The sequence below is a fragment of the Mycolicibacter algericus DSM 45454 genome (assembly GCF_002086455.1).
Lineage (GTDB): Bacteria > Actinomycetota > Actinomycetes > Mycobacteriales > Mycobacteriaceae > Mycobacterium > Mycobacterium algericum.
Genome location: NZ_MVHC01000081.1, coordinates 1 through 1,232, shown reverse-complemented (window position 1 = coordinate 1,232; position 1,232 = coordinate 1). Strand labels below are relative to the sequence as shown.

Annotated in this window: 1 protein-coding gene; it reads right to left on the bottom strand. The window is 64.9% G+C overall.

Annotated features, from left to right (window positions below; all coding sequences use genetic code 11):
• Window positions 1–13 precede the first annotated feature (13 nt).
• Window positions 14–1,232 (bottom strand): ISL3 family transposase (locus BST10_RS22165; protein WP_109559623.1); only part of this gene is annotated, 1,219 nt, incomplete at its 5' end.

The following is a 1,232-nucleotide window of genomic DNA, read 5'->3' as shown; positions in this document are numbered from 1 at the left end:
GGCTCTTCCGGTTTCAGAGTGCGTTGATCCGGTCTTGAAGTTGGCCGGAGTGGATCAGGGATCGCAGGATGTAGTGGTTGAGGTTGCGGAATCCCAGGGCGATGCCGCGTAGGTGTTCCAGGCGGCCGTTGATGGCTTCGACGGGGCCGTTGGAGACGCCGACGTCGAAGTAGGCCAGGATCTCGGCGCGCCGCTTCCACAGGCTGCGGCCCAGCTGCGCCAACTCGTCGAGTCCCTTGGGTAGTCCCGATCGGATTCGTTTGAGGCACTTGAACATCGTTAGCTTGCCCGCCCGCCGATCCGGGTTGGCGTAGGCGGCGATCAGGTCCTGGTAGTAGCAAGCGGTGACCTCCACCGCCGCATGCGCATCATGGGCTGCGATGGCCTTGCCCAGCTTGGCTTTCTGCTTGTCGGTGAGCAGCGCGGTGCGGGTGAGCAGGATCCGACGAATCCCGTACAGCGGATCGCCGGTGCGGCCGCGATGCCCGCAGGTGTCCTGCTGGATGCGCTGGCGGCACACGGTGAGCTTGTCGGCGGCCAGATGCACCACATGGAACGGATCCATGACCGCCCGTGCCGCCGGCAGCGCATCGGCAGTGGCAGTGCGGTAGCCGGCGAACCCGTCCATCGACACCACCTTGACCCGGCTGCGAAAGTTCGCGTCTTTGTCATTGAGCCAGGCCTTGAGTACTTCGGCTGATCGGCCGGCGACCATGTCGAGCAGTCGGGCTGGGCCGGTGCCGTCGATGACCGGAGTCAAGTCGACGATGACGGTCACGAAATCGGCCTCACCTTGGCCGCGGCAGTGCTTCCACTTGTGCTCATCGACACCGAGGTAGCGCACCCCGTCGAGATGCTCAGGGGAGCCGAACACCAGTTCACGGGTGAGTTCGGCAGCCACGGTGTTGACGGTGTTCCAGCTCAAGCCAAGGGCTTTGGCGATCGCTGACACGGACATCTTGTCGATCGCCAACCGCTGCAAGATCCAGCGAGCACATCTGCGGGTGGTCGATGCTTTCGCCGCGGCGACCCGGCCGATGCGCTGGCGAAAGATTGTCACCGTGCATCGATCGTCGGTGCAGATGAACCGTGGCAGGCACACCCGCAACCGGGTCGGGTGCCCCACCACCGGTAGGTCGGTCACGACCCGCTCGACGTGATCACGCAGCCGACCGGCCTGGCCACACTTCGGGCAGGTCGGGTCGTGTTCGACCGGTCGGCAGTCGATCCAG